The 14860-nt window shown below is 61.5% G+C and carries 16 protein-coding genes; 12 read left to right on the forward strand and 4 right to left on the reverse strand.

Features of this window, described 5'->3' with window-relative positions:
• Window positions 1–36: 36 nt before the first annotated feature.
• The 4 genes from N1078_RS10555 to N1078_RS10570 are packed head-to-tail and all read left to right on the forward strand — an operon-like array spanning window position 37 to window position 3612.
• Window positions 37–1371: a TAXI family TRAP transporter solute-binding subunit gene (locus N1078_RS10555; protein WP_274088131.1), complete on the forward strand. Its 1335-nt coding sequence runs from the start codon at window positions 37–39 to the stop codon at window positions 1369–1371.
• A 36-nt stretch (window positions 1372–1407) separates the two neighbouring features.
• A complete protein-coding gene (yejK, locus tag N1078_RS10560) occupies window positions 1408–2415 on the forward strand; it encodes a nucleoid-associated protein YejK (protein ID WP_274088132.1) in 1008 nt (335 codons plus the stop codon).
• Between the two features lie 2 nt (window positions 2416–2417).
• Window positions 2418–3236: a polyphosphate kinase 2 family protein gene (locus N1078_RS10565; protein ID WP_274088133.1), complete on the forward strand. Its 819-nt coding sequence runs from the start codon at window positions 2418–2420 to the stop codon at window positions 3234–3236.
• A 58-nt stretch (window positions 3237–3294) separates the two neighbouring features.
• Entirely contained in the window at window positions 3295–3612 is a 318-nt protein-coding gene (locus N1078_RS10570) for a glutaredoxin family protein (RefSeq protein WP_274088134.1), read from the forward strand.
• Window positions 3613–3654: 42 nt separating this feature from the next.
• Here N1078_RS10570 and N1078_RS10575 read toward each other — a convergent pair whose 3' ends face one another.
• From N1078_RS10575 to N1078_RS10585, 3 genes are all read right to left on the reverse strand, one after another.
• On the reverse strand, window positions 3655–4590 hold the full coding sequence (locus N1078_RS10575) for a glutathione S-transferase family protein (protein ID WP_274088135.1): 936 nt from the start codon (window positions 4588–4590) through the stop codon (window positions 3655–3657).
• A 66-nt stretch (window positions 4591–4656) separates the two neighbouring features.
• Window positions 4657–4977 carry a GIY-YIG nuclease family protein gene (locus N1078_RS10580; RefSeq protein ID WP_274088136.1) on the reverse strand — a complete coding sequence of 107 codons (321 nt, stop codon included), beginning with the start codon at window positions 4975–4977 and terminating at the stop codon, window positions 4657–4659.
• 37 nt (window positions 4978–5014) lie between these two features.
• A complete protein-coding gene (locus tag N1078_RS10585; protein ID WP_274088137.1) occupies window positions 5015–5485 on the reverse strand; it encodes a nuclear transport factor 2 family protein in 471 nt (156 codons plus the stop codon).
• A gap of 118 nt (window positions 5486–5603) precedes the next feature.
• Between N1078_RS10585 and N1078_RS10590 the strand changes: the two genes are divergently transcribed.
• The 8 genes from N1078_RS10590 (at window position 5604) to N1078_RS10625 (ending at window position 13724) form a co-directional block, all read left to right on the forward strand.
• Window positions 5604–6551 carry a GlxA family transcriptional regulator gene (locus tag N1078_RS10590; RefSeq protein ID WP_274088138.1) on the forward strand — a complete coding sequence of 316 codons (948 nt, stop codon included), beginning with the start codon at window positions 5604–5606 and terminating at the stop codon, window positions 6549–6551.
• Between the two features lie 99 nt (window positions 6552–6650).
• Window positions 6651–7604, forward strand: a complete 954-nt coding sequence (locus N1078_RS10595) for an ornithine cyclodeaminase family protein (RefSeq protein WP_274088139.1) — start codon at window positions 6651–6653, stop codon at window positions 7602–7604.
• Entirely contained in the window at window positions 7604–8731 is a 1128-nt protein-coding gene (locus N1078_RS10600; protein WP_274088140.1) for an NAD(P)/FAD-dependent oxidoreductase, read from the forward strand. The genes N1078_RS10595 and N1078_RS10600 overlap by 1 nt, the downstream gene beginning before the upstream one ends.
• 80 nt (window positions 8732–8811) lie before the next feature.
• Window positions 8812–9441, forward strand: a complete 630-nt coding sequence (locus N1078_RS10605) for a helix-turn-helix transcriptional regulator (protein WP_274088141.1) — start codon at window positions 8812–8814, stop codon at window positions 9439–9441.
• A 206-nt stretch (window positions 9442–9647) separates the two neighbouring features.
• The gene (locus N1078_RS10610) at window positions 9648–10115 is read left to right on the forward strand and encodes a DUF2271 domain-containing protein (RefSeq protein ID WP_274088142.1); all 468 of its coding nucleotides are present in this window, start codon (window positions 9648–9650) and stop codon (window positions 10113–10115) included.
• 15 nt (window positions 10116–10130) lie between these two features.
• A complete protein-coding gene (locus N1078_RS10615) occupies window positions 10131–12308 on the forward strand; it encodes a PepSY domain-containing protein (protein WP_274088143.1) in 2178 nt (725 codons plus the stop codon).
• On the forward strand, window positions 12298–13221 hold the full coding sequence (locus N1078_RS10620) for an FAD:protein FMN transferase (RefSeq protein ID WP_274088191.1): 924 nt from the start codon (window positions 12298–12300) through the stop codon (window positions 13219–13221). The genes N1078_RS10615 and N1078_RS10620 overlap by 11 nt, the downstream gene beginning before the upstream one ends.
• An 83-nt stretch (window positions 13222–13304) precedes the next feature.
• Window positions 13305–13724 carry a group II truncated hemoglobin gene (locus N1078_RS10625; protein WP_274088144.1) on the forward strand — a complete coding sequence of 140 codons (420 nt, stop codon included), beginning with the start codon at window positions 13305–13307 and terminating at the stop codon, window positions 13722–13724.
• Between the two features lie 33 nt (window positions 13725–13757).
• On the opposite strand, the gene N1078_RS10630 is transcribed toward N1078_RS10625, so the two are convergent.
• Window positions 13758–14534 carry an ABC transporter substrate-binding protein gene (locus N1078_RS10630; protein WP_274088145.1) on the reverse strand — a complete coding sequence of 259 codons (777 nt, stop codon included), beginning with the start codon at window positions 14532–14534 and terminating at the stop codon, window positions 13758–13760.
• Window positions 14535–14860: the final 326 nt, after the last annotated feature.

The raw sequence follows: 14860 nt of genomic DNA on the forward strand, positions 1-14860 counted from the left end.
CCCTCAATCCCAGCTAGGTAATGACAAGGACCAACCATGCGCCGCATTCTCCGTGACCTGAAAATCCTCATCCTCACCAACCTCTGGCTGGTACCCGTACTGGCCGGGTTGGTGGGTGCGCTGTTTTATTTCGCCGCACCACCACCGCCTATGCATGCGCGCCTGGCAACCGGGGCCGAGGGCGGTGGCTACCACGCGTTTGGCGAGCGCCTGCAAAGCGAGCTGGCGCTGCAGGGCTTTAGCCTGGAGCTGGTGCCCAGTGCAGGTTCGCAAGACAACCTGAGCAAACTCGCCGCTGGCGAAGTGGAACTGGCCCTGGTGCAGAGCGGCCAAGAGCTGACCCTGGACGAGGAGCAGCGCGCCAAGATTTCAGGTTTGGGCGTGATGTACCGCGAGCCGCTATGGCTGTTCGTCGGCAACAAGGTCAAGTTCGAGCGTTTGGCCGACCTGATGAAACTGCGCCTGGCGATTGGTTCAGCAGGCAGCGGCACGCAAGCGGTGACCGCCGCACTGCTAAGTGCCAACCGCATAGACGCCGAGCACTATCCGCCGCAATGGCAAGAACTGGGCGGCAGTCGCGCCGCCGACGCCCTGATCGACGGCCAGCTGGATGCAGCCTTCTTCGTTGGGCCGGCGGAAAATGCGCTGATCCAGCGCCTGGCCGCAGAAGAAAAAATCCGCCTGGTTGGCCTGCACCGTATCGATGCCTACCTCGCGCGTTTGCCGTACCTGAGCCGCCTGGAGGTCGGCGAAGGCATGCTCGACCTGGCGCACAACACGCCAGACCAAGACATTGCCACCCTCGGCCCGGTCGCCACCCTGGCCGCCGGAGAAGACTTTCACCCCTCAATCACCCCACTGATCCTCGAAGCCGCCAAAACCGTCCTGAAAAACGGCAGCCTGCTCGACCCGGCTGGCAGCTACCCGGCTCGGCCGCCGCTGTCGCTGCCGATTCTCGATCAGGCCGAGTATTACTACGCCAAGGGCCTGCCAATTCTGCAGCGCTACCTGCCGTTCCGCATTGCCTCGCTGGCCGACCGTTACATCATCCTCGCCATTCCGCTGGTGATTTTGCTGTTCCCGCTGTTCAAGGCCATCGGCCCGATCTACCAATGGCGCATCCGTGCACGCATTTACCGCTGGTACAAGCACCTGCGCGAGATCGACCAGCAGCTGTACAAGGGTAATCTGAACAGCGACATCGGCGCCGAGATTGAGCGCTTAGAAAAGCTTGAGGACGAACTGGCGCGCGTGGAGGTGCCGCTGTCCTACTCCAATGAGCTGTATGAGCTGCACATGCACCTGCGCTATATGATCGAACGCCTGACCGCTTACCAGCGGCGGACGACTGCCGAAGCGAAGGTCGGTTAATATGCGCGCTTTCCGTTTACGCACCACGAGGCCGCTATGCCGATCCGCCACTGCATCGTCCACCTGATCGACAAGAAGCCTGATGGCACCCCCGCTGTATTGCACGCGCGGGACACTGAATTGGCGGCCTCGCAGGCCATCGAGAATATGCTCGCGGACCTTAACGAGAGCTATAACGCCAAACAGGGCAAGGCCTGGGGCTTTTTCCATGAGGAGTCTGGGGCCTACCCGTTCAGCGGCTGGCTCAAGCATTACCTGGACGAAGGTCAGGACTTTGCCGCGTTCAGCCGCCAGGCCGTGGAGCAGCTGCAAAAGCTGATGGAAGAGTCCAACCTGTCCACCGGCGGCCATGTGCTGTTCGCCCATTACCAGCAAGGCATGACTGACTACCTGGCCATTGCCTTGCTGCACCACAGTGATGGCGTGGCCGTTACCGACACGCTGGACGTGACCGCCGCCAAACACTTGGACCTCAGCCAGCTGCACCTGGCGGCGCGGATCAATATTTCCGAGTGGCGTAATAACGCCAACTCCAAGCAGTACATCTCGTTTATCAAAGGCAAAAACGGCAAAAAGGTCTCGGAATACTTCCGCGACTTTATCGGTTGCCAGGAAGGCGTCGACGGCCCCGGTGAAACCCGCACCCTGCTGAAAGCCTTTAGCGACTTCGTCGAAAGCGAAGACCTGCCCGAAGAGCAAGCCCGCGAGAAAACCAAGACCCTGGTTAGCTACGCCAGCAGCCAAGCCAAGATGGGCGAGCCCATGACCCTGACTGAGCTCTCAGGGCTGATCGACGAAGAACATCCCAAGGCCTTTTACGACCATATCCGCAACAAGGATTACGGCCTGTCACCGGAAATCCCGGCCGATAAGCGCACGATCAGCCAGTTCCAGCGCTTTACCGGGCGTGCCGAAGGCTTGTCGATTAGTTTCGAGGCGCACCTGCTCGGCTCGAAGGTCGAGTACGACGAAAGCAGTGACACCCTGGTGATCCGCAACCTGCCAACGCAGCTGACCGATCAACTCAAACGCCGTAAAAACTAGCCATGACGCGCCTGCCTGACCACCTACTGGATAGCTGTCGGTGTGCCCCCGCGGCCCCCTTTGGCCAGGACCCGGCGCGTACATTCGGCCTGGACAAACACACGGCGCACCAAGCCATGGCGGAGCTGCGCCCCTGGCTCAACCAACAGCAGCGCATGCTCTGGGCCAACCGCCGTAATGCTCTGCTGCTGATCCTGCAGGGCACTGACTGCTCCGGCAAAGACGGCGTGATCCGCCGGGTGATCAGCAGTTTCGACCCGCAGGGGCTGAGTATTCATGGCTTTCAAAAGCCTGATGCCTGCGAACAGCGCCACGACTTTCTCTGGCGCTACCAACGTCGCCTGCCGGCGCCAGGTCTGCTCGGGGTGTTCAACCGCAGTTACTACGAAGGGCTGATCAGCGACCCGCTGGACGGCCTGTGCAGCGCCGCCGAGCTGCCGGCACGCCAGCAGGTGATTGCGGACTTCGAAGCGCAATTGCTCAGCCAGTCGATTCAGCCCCTCAAGTGCTTTCTGCAGATTTCCAAAGACGAACAAAAGCAACGCTTGCAGGAGCGCCTGGAGCAACCCCATAAGCGCTGGAAGCTACACAGCAGCGATCTGCAGTCCTACCGCGAATTCGACCTGCGCCAGCAGCGCTGGGCCGAGCAACTGAGCGCCAGCCATACCGACGCAGCGCCTTGGTATGTCATCCCAGCCGATCACCGCTGGTTGCGTGACTGGTTCGTGACCAGCCTACTGGCCCGCGCGCTGGAACAGTTGAAACTGGACTGGCCGGACACTCCAGCGCCCTTCAGCCTGGCAGATTTGGCGCGCAGTTAATCTACGCGCGCAACCGGCGCACGCAGCACAACGCAATAGCGAGGCAAAGGAACGCCCCATGAAGAAAATCATCCTGCTGTTAAGCGCACTGGCGCTCTATCAATACTGGGACAACATCAACGCCTGGTTGCAGCCCGAGCAGGCTGCGCGGCCAAGCGAAGTGGTGCTATACGCCACGCAGTGGTGCGGCTATTGCGCCAAAACCCGCGAACAACTGGCGAACGACGGCATCGCATATCGGGAAGTGGATATCGAGAAGGATGCCGATGGCAATGCCACCTTCAAGGCGCTAGGCGGCCGCGGCGTACCGCTGATAGACATCAACGGCACGCTGATTCACGGCTACAACCCACGCGCGATGCGGGCCGCGTACTAAGACCCGGCGCCTAAAGCCCTAAGCGCGCCGGGCTTTACGACGCTACAGCGCCTTGATGGCAAAACCGATGCGTGGGAAGTGCACATGTACAGTGCCGGCGCGCGGGTCTTCGCGGCGCAGGATCAGCGCTTCCGTGCCGCTGAAGACCAGCTCACCTTCTACCGCATCCACGCCATAATCGACGGCAGAAATCGCCACCTGTTGGCCAACGGCAAAGCCATTCGGATCAGCCAGGGCAATATCCGGCAGCGCGGCTGGGGTCGCCTCGCGGGCGATGCCAACGGCTTCTTCTGCAGTCATGTCGCTGAACGAGCCATGCCCAAAATCCAATACCCGCGCCAGCCACGTGGCAACCGCAGGGTAGGCATCAACCAGCGGCGCCGTCACTGGCGTACCGCGCAGGAACCATAGTGGATGGGCCATGGCGATATCCGCCAGCGAGGCCTCACCAAAGAGGAAGTCGCCCTGCTCGCGTTCAAGTTGCTGCTGCAAGCGCGCCATCATTGTCGGCCACTGGTGCTTGGCGACTTCCAGCGGCACCCGCGTCGCCAGGCCGCCGGTGAACAGCGCCGAGCGGTCAGCAATAAAGCTCTTGAGAAACTCCGGCGGTAATTTGCCAAAGCGTGCGGCGATGGACTCCGGCTGAAACACCAGGCTCACGGCATGCAGAAACACCTGGGTGTCGGCCCATTGGGCAAAGCAGGCAACATTAAACTCCTGGCCTTCGGGAAACAGCGCAGGGGTGTTTTTTTCCGCTTCTAGACGACGGGCGATCAACGCCGTGTCGCAATAAATATCGGCACCCACCTGCAGCACGGGTGTCTTGCGATAGCCACCGGTAAGCGCGGTCAGGTCCGGCTTGGGCATCACCGGTGGGATCATCACCGAGCGCCAGGACAGCAGCTTGAAGCCGAGCATCAACCGCGCCTTTTCGGCGAAGGGCGAGGTTGGGTAATGGTGCAGGATCAACTCGTGCATGGCAGGCTCCGCAAGGATTCAGGTAGTGCAGCAGCTTACCCGTGCAAGCGTTGGCGGCCTACCCGCTTAGCCTAATGGCGGGTTATCAGTCGCACCGATAGCGGCGTAAGCCAGCACCAAGGTTTCCTTGGCGGCTTTGCCCAGCCCCTTGATCGCTCGCTCGCGGCGCAGTGCATCGCCTTTGGCTACGCAGGCCTCGATATACACCAGGGCCTGCGCCGGGCTGGAATGGAAGAAGCGTGCGCCCTTGCCAGTCTGATGCTTGGCAAACCGCTTATGGGGATCGTCGCTGATGCCGCAATACAGCGCGCCGTTGGCTGCCCGCACCAGGTAGACAAACCAGGGCTTGGCGGCGGGTGTCTCAGGCGCAAGAGAAGAGTCGGGCATCAGTCGGATCGGCTGGCAATTAATACGGTCGCCGAGCTTAGCGATTCCTCTGAAACGCCGCCAACCCTTTACCGGCCTGCTGGCGAATAGCGTTCTGCACAAAAGGCGTCCAGCCCAGCAACAAGCCTTTGCTGCCCAACGCCTGACGGGCCCAGCGCCACAGGTCGAAATGATCGCGGTGCTCGCAGATCTTGCCGTCGCGAAAGCGGAAACTGGCCTCGATACGGTTGACCACGGTACGGTCCGTCTTACTAAAGGTGTAAGTCGCCACCCAGCGCGCTCGGCCGCTGTGATCATCCGCCGTAACGCCCTCGAATGTCAGGGTGAAACCCTGCGCTTTGACGCACAGCATGCGCCACATATCGCCAGCATCCGCACCACGCAGGTCGGTAAACACCGGGTCGCTAAACTGCACGTCCTCGGTGTAACAGCTGGCCATAGTCTCGGCATCCAGCTGCTGAAAGGCCTGGTAAAAGCGGCCGATCAGTTCGGCGTTGGCATGGCTCATGAGGCAGAACTCCGTAAGGCGACTGCAGGCAGTATTGCCCTAAAAACCCTGAGTCGCGATTGGCGCATAAGACAGTCTTGTGTCAATAATCGCCAACCTTGTCAGCCATGAGCGCGTCATGCTGAAAATAGCCCTCTACGTTTGCCCGCAAACCGTCTGCTCCAGCCTGAGTATGGCGATGGACGCCTTCACCCTGGCCAACCGCTTGGCCGAGCAGCGGCTGTTCCAGTTGCAGCGCTTTAGCCTGGACGGGCAAGCGGTCGACCTCGGTTTTGCGCAGATCCAGGTCGATGGTGATTTACGGCTGGCCGAAAGCGCCGATCTGATTCTGCTGCCCGCCAGCGGCAGCGCCATCGACAGCACACTGACTGACAACGCCGCCCTGTTACCCTGGCTGGCGCAACGAACGCCCCATCAACAACTGGCCAGCCTGTGCAGCAGCGCCTTCCTGCTGGCCGCCGCCGGTGTACTCGAGGGTCGCCGCGCCACCACCCATTGGGCGCTGGCCGGCCAGTTTCGGCAGCGTTATCCGCAGGTCAATCTGCAGATCGAGCAACTGGTCTGTGAGGATGGCCACCTGCTCAGCTCCGGTGGCGCGCATGCCGGGCTCGACCTGTGCCTGCACCTGATCGCCCAGCATGGCGGCAACGAGTTGATGCAGCAGGTGGCCAATGCGCTGGTCTTCGATACTCAGCGCGGTCAGCAATCGCGCTTCGCCCCACTGTTGCCGCCCACCAACAGCGATTGTCCGCTTGCCCCACTGCTGCAATGGATGCATCAGCATCACGCTGAGCGCATCGACCTCAAGCGCCTGGCCGCCCAGGCCAACTGTTCATCGCGCACCCTGCTTCGGCGCTTCAAGATCCGCACCGGGCTGACGCCCAACGACTACCTGCAACGTGTACGCATGAGCGCAGCGCAGCACGCCCTGCGCAGTGGCGCGTCGCTCGAACAGGTCGCCGAACGCGTCGGTTATACCGACCGCGCCACCTTCGCCAAGCTGTTCAAACAACTCTGCGGCGAGAACCCAGGGGCGTTTCGCAAGCGCCTGCGGCAAACCCGCTGAACGTCGCTGCGGTGTATCAACTTGGCGCGTCGGCGCTTGTCGATTAATACCTAAAAGTCCAAAATGGATTTAACTGTTTAACCCATGATGGAGCCGCCCATGTCGACCACCCCCTATGTGCTGGATAAAACCGCAGCCGAGCAACTGCTTGCCCAGGTCGATGTGCACCAGGCCATGGTCGCCATGTTCCGCGAGCTGGCCGCCGGCAATGCGGTGCAACCGGCGCAACAGTTGGTGGAGTTCCCCAATGGCGGCGGCGACTTTATCAACTACCTCGGCGTGCTCGCCGGCGCAGGCGTTTACGGGGTGAAGACCTCGCCCTATATCGTCCGTGAGCAAGGCCCGCTGGTCACTGCCTGGACCTTGCTGATGTCCATGCAAACGGGCCAGCCGTTGTTGCTGTGTGACGCGGGCAGCCTGACCACCGCGCGCACTGCCGCGACCACCGCCGTCGCCGTGGATGCCCTGGCTGCGCCTCAAGCCAGCCGCCTGGTGGTGATCGGCAGCGGCGCAGTGGCCCAGGCCCATGTGCATTACGCAAAACAGCTGCGCCCATGGCAGAGCATTCGCCTCTACTCACCCGGCCTAACCGGCAAGACTGATGCGCAGAAACATCAACTGCGGCAACTCGACCCGCGTATTGAACTCTGTGCCAGCCAAGCGGATGCCCTGCGCGACGCCGACGTGGTGATGCTCTGCACCTCTTCAGCCAAGCCGTTGCTGGACCCTGCCGACCTCGATAAGCCGGCACTGATCACCTCAATCAGCACCAACGCACCGCGCGCCCACGAAGTCACGCCGGCCAGTTTGCTGACCATGGATGTTTACTGTGACTACCGCGCCACCACGCCAAGCAGCGCGGGAGAAATGCTGTTAGCCGGCAGGCTCGGCTGGAGCAGCGCCGACATCCAGGGCGACCTGGCCGAACTGGTCAGCGCCAAAGCCCCTCGCCCGGACTACCGCCGCTCGGTATTCTTCCGCTCCATCGGCCTGGGCCTGGAGGATGTCGCCCTGGCCCACGCCTTGTACCAACTCAAGCAGGAGGCATGCTGATGCAGCAGGCGGAATACCTGATCATCGGTGCCGGTATCGCTGGAGCTTCCACCGGTTACTTTCTTGCGGCGCATGGCAAAACCATTGTGCTGGAACGCGAGCAACTGCCTGGCTATCACTCCACCGGCCGCTCCGCCGCGCTCTACACCGTGGCCTACGGCACACCTCAGGTACGCGCCCTGACCGCCGCCAGCCGCGCCTTTTATGACGCGCCGCCCGCCGGTTTTGCCGAACACCCGCTGCTAACCCCACGGGGCGAGTTGGTGGTGGACTTCAGCGGCGACGCCGAAGAACTGCAGCGCCAGTTCGACAGTGGCCGCGCCAGCGTGCCGCAGATGCGTATGCTGACTGCCGACGAAGCTTGCGCGCTGGTGCCGGTGCTGCGCCGCGACAAGGTGCAGGCCGCCATGCTCGATCCCAGCGCCGCTGACATCGACACCGACGCCTTGCACCAGGGCTACCTGCGCGGCATCCGTCAGCAAGGCGGGGAAATCCACACCCACCGTGAAGTGCTGCGCATCCAGCGCGATGGTGACGCCTGGCTGGTTGAGTGTGGCTCCGCGCAATACCGCGCCAAGGTGTTGATCAATGCCGCTGGCGGCTGGTGCGACCAGATTGCCGCGCTGGCGGGTGTCGCGCCCATTGGCCTAACGCCCAAACGCCGCGCAGCGTTTACCTTTGACGGGCCAGAAGGGATCGATTGCCAGGCCTGGCCCTGCGTGGTCAGCCTGGACGAATCCTTCTACTTCAAGCCCGACGCCGGCTTGCTGCTCGGCTCGCCGGCCAACGCTGACCCGGTCGAGCCCCACGATGTGCAACCGGAAGAGCTGGATATCGCCATGGGCATTTATCAGATCGAAGAGCACACCCACCTGAGCATTCGCCGCCCGGCGCATACCTGGGCCGGCTTGCGCTCGTTCGTTGCTGATGGTGATCTGGTGGGCGGCTTCGACCCACAGGTGGCGGACTTCTTCTGGGTCGCGGCGCAAGGCGGTTATGGCATCCAGACCTCCGCTGCCATGGGCATGGCCTGCGCCGCTCTGGCGCGTGGCGAACCAATGCCCGAGCACTTGCGCCAGTTTGGTTTAACCGAGGCCATGCTCTCGCCGGCACGGCTAAACAGATAACGCCGAGCACGCCCGAGGATGACGCCTCGGGCGCTATACGGCACACTCGCAACGCCACCTGAGCCCGAAGAGTTAGTCGCATGACGCCGCCCCGCCACGCCCCCGAGCTGGACAACTACCGCACCATCGCCGACGCCATCGCCACGCTGTTTTTCCCCCATGCCGAGGTGGTGCTGCACGATGTTCGCACGCAGAAAGTCGACTACATCGCCAACAACATCTCCAAGCGGGTGATCGGCGACGACGCCGCGCTGGAAGACATGCTCAGCGGCGAGGTCGATGAACGCACCATCGGTCCTTACGAAAAGCTCAACTGGGATGGCCAGAAGATCCGCTCGGTCAGCAGCGTGCTGCGTGACGCAAGCGGTACACCGATCGCCGTGCTGTGCATCAACCTGAATATCTCGCTGTTCGAAACCGCCAAGCAGGCGCTGGACCTGTTCCTCTCATCCAGCAAATTGGTGCCACAGCCCGACGCGCTGTTCCGCGACGACTGGCAGGAGCGCATCAATACCTTCCTGCACAGCTGGTTGCGTCAGCGCCAACTCGGCCTCAACCTGCTGACCCGCGAACACAAGCGCGAGCTGGTCGAAGCCCTGCACGCCGAAGGCGCCTTCAAAGGTAAAAGCGCCGCCAACTACGTGGCCAACGTGCTGAACATGGGCCGCGCGACGGTGTACAAACACCTGAAAGAGATCAAGGCCGACTAGCCTGCCGCCCCTCTTGAGTGCACCTGAACAACACTCAACACACCGCCTACTCGTGCCCATCCGCCCGCCTGCAATAGGCCGTAGGTTGAGCCGGCAAACCTGTTCCAGAACATCCTTAAGGTGGCCTTAAGCCCGTCTATTCTGCTGTTCAGCTTGGCTTCAGGCTGGGTCATTAAGGTGGCGTCATGCCTTCATGGAGACTCAGCATGAACAAGACCACCTTCACCCTCGCTTTAGCCGGTTTGGCGGCGCTGCCCACGCTTAGCCAGGCCCGCGAAATCACCTTGCAAACCACCTTGAAAGAGTACCGCGGCAACGATGCCTACCTGGCGTTCTACGTTACCGATGCGCAGGGCAATTACCAGCGCACGCTGTGGGTCTCCGGCAAGAAGGCCAAGTACTACAAGCACCTGCGTGACTGGGTGCGTGATGGTAACAAGCCTGCCGAATACGACGGCCTTACCGGTGCCAGCGTTGGCAGCGGGCAAACCTTGAAGGTGGCTGTTGAACTGGAAGATGCGCTGATTGATGCCGGCTACGAAATCCGCATCGACAGCGCCGTCGAGAACAAGCAGGACAATCGCGCCGAGATCAAAGTGCCGCTCACACAACAGCCCACGCCAGTCAGCGGTAGCGCAACAGGCTACGTCAACACCTTCAGCTACCAGTTTTAACCCAGGAGCCCGCTCATGCTGCAACGCACCCACGTGGTACTCAGCTTGCTCCTTGGCGTCTTGCTGATGGTCTCGGCGGCCACCGGTCTGGTGTTGTCCAGCAGCACCCTGGTTGCACACATGCAAACGGCGCCAGCAGCCGGTGAAAACGTCGCCGACGTTGCCGCGCGTATCGCCGGCCAGGTGCAAGGTATCGAGCGCATTGAACGGGCACCCAGTGGTGAGCTGCGCGTCACGCTCAGTACTACGAACGAGAACAGCACCGTGGTGGTTGATCCACTCACCGGTTCAGTTATCTCGCCCTACCAGCCTTCCGCCCTGCTTGCCTGGACGCGCAACCTGCACCGCGAGTTGCTGCTCGGCGAGCCGGGCCGCTGGTTCAGTGGCCTCGCGGCGCTGGCCATGCTGATCCTGGTGGTCACTGGCGCTTGGCTGTTAGCGCGCCGACTCGGGGGTTGGAGCCGCTTAGTTCGGCCTATTCCAGCCAGCAGCGGGCTGATTCACTGGCATATGGTCGTGGCCCGCTGGACGCTGCCGGCCCTGGCGATTCTCGCCCTGAGTGGGCTGTATCTGGCGGCTATCAGTCAGGGCTGGATCTACGATGGTCAAGATGCCTCGCCCGCCTACCCTGAGGCCAGCTACTCGGCCCCCGCAGCCGAGCTGAGCAGCCTTGCTGCATTGCGCAACCTGGACCTGCAAGACTTGCGCGAACTGGAGTTCCCCAGCGACCCGGATGCCAATATCTACACCGTACGCACGGCGGCGGGTGAAGGCTTCGTCAATGCCAACACCGGCCAATGGATCAGCTATCAGCCGCACGGTTTTGCCACTCGCCTGTACGAGAACATCTACGAATTGCACACCGGCGCGCATTCGCCACTGTGGACGCTGATCCTCAGCGGCTCCAGCCTGGCCGTGTTGTTTCTCAGCGGTTTCGGTCTGTTCTCTTGGGCGCGGCGCAAGCGTCTGGCTGGCGCACGAGCGGACAATACGCCAGCCGATCAAGCGCAGATCATTCTGCTGGTTGGCAGTCAAGGCGGGGCTACTTGGAACTATGCCCGGCAGTTGCAGGAACAATTGCAGAGCCAGGGCCTGCGAGTGCACTGCGCCAGCATGAATCAGCTGCAGCCGCACTACCGCCAAGCCAGCCAACTGCTGCTACTCACCTCGACCTATGGCGATGGCCAGGCTCCCGATTCGGCCAAGGCGTTTCTCGGGCGTTTACAGCGCAGCGAGCTGAAGCCAACGCTGCAAGTCGCGGTACTGGGCTTTGGTGATTCGCAGTTTCAGCACTTTTGCGGCTATGCCGAGCACGTTGAGCAATGCCTGCAGCAAAAGGGCTTAGCGACGTTACTGCCCTTGCAGCGCATCGACCGCAATGCCTTGGGCGAGCTCAACCAGTGGGCGCAGCGGCTTGGCAAGGAAGTCGACGTTGCCCTGCACTTCACTGCGCACGCCAGCTGCGAAACCCCACAACAGTTGCAGCTACTGAGCCGCGAGCTTTACGGCGAGGGCAGCGAATCACCGGCCGCCGTTTTGCGCTTTGCCGTATCGCCCACCAGCAACAGCCGCTTTGCACCCGGCGACCTGCTGGCCATCCGTCCAGGCATTGATCTGCCGCCACGCTTCTACTCGATTGCCAGCGGCGATGAAGATGGCGTGCTGGAAATCTGTGTGCGCAAACAGCGCGAGGGCCTGTGTTCAGGCCTGCTGCATAGGCTGCAGGTAGGTGACTGTATTGAAGGAGTAATCCAAGCGCACCCTGAGTTTCGCCCGACTGCCGGCCAGCACCCGCTGATTCTGGTGGGCGCTGGCACTGGGCTAGCGCCGTTGATTGGCTTTGTCCGTAAGAATGCCCATCAGCGCCCGCTGCACCTGTACTGGGGTGGGCGCAGCGCACAGTCGGACTTCCTCTATGAAACGCAACTGAATGAATACCTGGCTGACGGACGCCTGACCCAGCTAGGCCTGGCGTTCTCCCAGGCGGTTAAGCCGATGTATGTGCAAGACCGTCTCCTGCAGGACGCCGACAAACTGCTGGCGCTGTTGCAACAGGGCGCTCAGGTGTTGGTGTGCGGCTCCCGCGATATGGCCGCCGGGGTGCGCAACGTGCTGGAACCCTTGCTGCAGCAACTCGGCTTGAACATCGAACAACTCCGCCAACAAGGACGCTACCGTGAAGATGTCTACTGAGATAAGCGCCGCGCAGCGCCACAACCTGAGTGGCGCCACCATGGGCACCCGCTGGAGCGCGGTGCTATATGCACCGGCCGGGCTCGACCTGAGCGTGATCAGCAGCGAGCTGCAACAGGCGGTCGATCAGGTTGACCAGCAAATGTCGACCTGGAAGCCCGAGTCCGACCTGATGCAACTCAATGCGGCCAGCTGCGGCCAATGGCTGAGCGTGCCCGATGAGCTGCTGTGGGTGCTGAGCAGCGCACTGCGCATCAGCGCCGAGTCTGAGGGCGCATTCGAGATTGGCGTCGGCGCGCTGGTCAGCGCGTGCGGCTTTGGCCCACACGCGCCGCTCAACACCTGGCCGGACAAGCAACCCAGCGCACGGAATGTATTGGAAATCGACCCGGACAACGGCCGAGTACGCAAACATGCGCCCATCACCCTGGACCTTAACGGCATCGCCAAAGGCTTTGCCGTGGACCAGATGGCCCGCTGCCTGGCGCGCCACGGCATCATGTCCTACCTGGTGAGCATTGATGGCGAGATGCGCGTCAGCGGCGTAAAGGCCGATGGCAGCGAATGGTCAGTCGCCCTGGAAAAACCCCTTAAAGGCCAACGCGAAGTGCTTGGCTCGCTGGCCCTGAGCAACACCGCCATCGCCACCTCCGGCGACTACCGCCACTGGCGTGAGCATAACAGCCAGGTGTTTTCTCACACCATGAACCCGCACACCAGTGCCCCGCTGCTCTCTGAGCTCGCCTCGGTGTCGGTGCTGTGCACCAGTTGTATGTACGCCGACGCCTGGGCCACTGCACTGATGGTGCTCGGCGTGGAACACGGCGCGCAGCTGGCCAACGCCAAAGGCTTGAGCGCCATTTTTGTCGTGCGCGATGGCGATGAGTTACGCGAAGTGACAGTCGGACTTTAACGCCGACAGCACAGCTCAGCGCACAGCGACCCGAATGCCTATTACCCGCCTTACAATGTGCGCTTTGGCGAGGAGTTCAGTGGATGCAACAGCAAGCGATTTACGGCGTAGGCGACGCCTCGTATCAGGCCGCGGGCGGCATCGAAGGTTTGCGCCGCCTGGTCGCAGATTTCTATCGATTGATGGATGAGCAGCCCGAGGCCGCAGAACTGCGCCGCCTGCACGGCGAAAGCCTGCACCTGGCGAGTGACAAGCTGGCCTGCTTTCTCAGCGGCTGGCTCGGCGGCCCCAAATTGTTCAGTGAAAAATACGGTTCCATCGCCCTGCCGGCCTTTCACGCCCAGTGGCCGATCACCGAGCAACTCAGCCAGAGCTGGCTCAATTGCATGGCCCAGGCCATCGCTCTGCAGCCTTATGCGCCAGCGTTTGCCGAGTACCTGCTAACCCAGCTGCGGGTACCGGCTCAGCGCATCGTCCAGGCCAGCCGTAATCGGCATGCATAGCCCAAAGGCTATCCGGGCTATTTAGCCGAGCACTCAGTCGCCGTAGATGTCGAAGGTGAAGTACCTATCCTGAATCTTCTGGTATTCGCCGCTGGCGCGAATCGCCTGAATGGCCGCGTTCAGTTTACCGAGCAGCTCACTGTCGCCCTTGCGCACAGCAATACCGGCGCCTTCACCAAAGTACTGGGGGTCGGTAAAGGCTGGGCCAACGAAGGCGAAACCCTTGCCGTTATCGGTTTTCAGAAAGCCCTCCTCCACAGGTATGGCATCGGCGAGGGTGCCATCCAGGCGCGCGGACAGCAGGTCCAGATAGATTTCGTTCTGCGAGCTATAGCGCACCACTTCAACCCCTCGCGCGGCCAACACTGCACTGGCGAAACGGTCGGTGGTGGTTGAGCGCTGCACACCAATGCGCTTGCCCTTGAGGTCGCTGAAATCGGCGGCGACTTCGCTGCCCGCCTTCATCACCAAGCGCGCAGGGCTGTAATAGTACTTATCGGTGAAATCCACCGATTTACGCCGATCATCGGTAATGGTCATAGACGACAGAATGGCGTCGACCTTCTTCACCTTGAGCGAGGGGATCAGGCCATCAAACTCCTGCTCAACCCATTGGCATTCGGTCTTCATTTCGGCGCACAGGGCGTTGCCGATATCCACGTCAAAGCCGGCAATCTGCCCGCTGGCTTCCTTGTAAGCAAAGGGTGGATACGCCGCCTCGATACCCAGGCGCAAGGGTTTGTCTGCCGCGAATAGGCTAGAGGCGATAAGGCTCAGGGCGATGCCGCCCGCCAGGACGATTTTCTTCATGATATGGATTCCTGCTGGGAAAGTGACAGGCCCACGCCACCTGGCATTGCTGCACAGGTCAGCAGGGCAACGACGGTTGCTGCAAGACAGAAGAAAGGCGCAGCAGGTTTGCACCTGAGCGGGAAGCGATAGCGGTTACGCTCGCGTGGACGGGTCATTTGCCAGTCTCGACTTATACTTTAAATTCCATACTGGACTTATAGGTACAAATCGTCAACCGAGCAAAAGTCATCGCTGCGACTGAACGATCAGCGCAGGCGACGTCGGTAAAATGACTTAGAGCCTGTTCAAAGGCTCGCGAGCTAGAGCAATGCAAGGCAAAAACA

The organism is Pseudomonas sp. MIL19 (genome assembly GCF_028680365.1).
In the GTDB taxonomy this organism is placed as follows: domain Bacteria; phylum Pseudomonadota; class Gammaproteobacteria; order Pseudomonadales; family Pseudomonadaceae; genus Aquipseudomonas; species Aquipseudomonas spirodelae.